This window comes from Pseudomonas laurentiana (genome assembly GCF_014648275.1).
Lineage (GTDB): Bacteria > Pseudomonadota > Gammaproteobacteria > Pseudomonadales > Pseudomonadaceae > Aquipseudomonas > Aquipseudomonas laurentiana.
Genome location: NZ_BMQU01000069.1, coordinates 1 through 1,265 on the forward strand (window position 1 = coordinate 1; position 1,265 = coordinate 1,265).

Consider the following 1,265-nt stretch of genomic DNA (forward strand, 5'->3'; position numbering starts at 1 on the left):
GGGGTGTATGGACCGGACACATGGTGGACACGTGTGCGGAGACATGGTGGACACTTTTCGGCAAGCAACCTGCCGGGAACACGACCATGCCTTGGAACGCGAGAGATGCCATGAGCTTGAGAGAAGAGTTCGTTAACCTGGCCAATCACCCGGACGCCAACATGAGGGAGCTATGCCGCCGGTTCGGCATTAGCCCTCAGACGGGTTACAAATGGCTCAATCGATTTCGACAGGACGGTCTGCCCGGCTTACAGGAGCGCTCTCGAAAGCCGGCCACCAGCCCTCGCAAGACTCAGCCAGGGCTAGAGGAGGAAGTGGTTGCCATCCGTAAGGAGCACTCCACGTGGGGTGGCCGAAAGATCAGTCACCTGCTTGATCAGCGAATCTGTGCCAGTACCGTAACCAATGTCCTGCATCGGCATGGATTGATCACCACAGAGGCCTCCGAGGCTGCTAAACCATGGACACGCTTTGAGCGCGAAGCCCCGAATGATCTGTGGCAGATCGATTTTAAAGGCTTCTTCCAAACGGCTCAGGGACCTTGTTATCCGCTGACGCTGATTGATGACCACTCTCGCTTCAACCTTGTGATACAGGCCTGCGCACATCAGCGCACAGGGTTGGTCATGGAGCACCTGACCGATCTGTTCAGCCGGTATGGACTGCCTGTGCAGATCAACGCGGATAATGGCTCGCCCTGGGGAGCGCCAAGAAATCCCGGAGAACTCACACCGCTAGGTATCTGGTTGGTTCGCTTGGGAATTCGACTGACTTTCAGCAGACCAGGCCACCCACAAACCAATGGCAAGGATGAGCGATTCCATCGGACGCTCAAGGCCGAGGTACTGACAGGGCGCAGCTTTCGGGATCTGCGAGAAGCGCAGGAAGCTTTCGACCTCTGGCGGGGCATATACAACTACAAGCGTCCTCATCAGCAGCTGGGCTACAAAGTACCGGCAGATCGCTACCAGATGAGCAGGCGGGCTTTCCCAAGCCGTCTACCCGCCGTTGAATACAGTCCCGACGATATTCTGGTGAAGCCCTACAGCAGTCAATTTCGCTTCAAGAAGCGCTCATTTCGGATAGCGAAGGCACTAGCGGGCTATGTGTTAGCACTCCGCCGTAGCGATCAAGGCCCCGACCATTTTGATGTTTACTTCTGCCAACACAAGCTGCGAACCATCGACTTCAACAACCCCGACGGTAAGCGATAATGTGTCCACCATGTCCCCGCACATGTGTCAGCGATGTCTCAAGTCCATACA

Annotated in this window: 1 protein-coding gene; it reads left to right on the forward strand. The window is 56.0% G+C overall.

Translation table 11 applies throughout. The annotated features are described in order from the left end of the window. Window positions 1-86 precede the first annotated feature (86 nt). Window positions 87-1,214, forward strand: coding sequence for an IS481 family transposase (locus tag IE038_RS23840; protein ID WP_189396411.1), 1,128 nt, complete (start codon window positions 87-89; stop codon window positions 1,212-1,214). Window positions 1,215-1,265 lie beyond the last annotated feature (51 nt).

Bases quoted from the DNA above. Each gene is read 5' to 3' on its own strand.
- IE038_RS23840 (WP_189396411.1), top strand. From the start codon at position 87: ATGCCTTGGAACGCGAGAGATGCCATGAGCTTGAGAGAAGAGTTCGTT.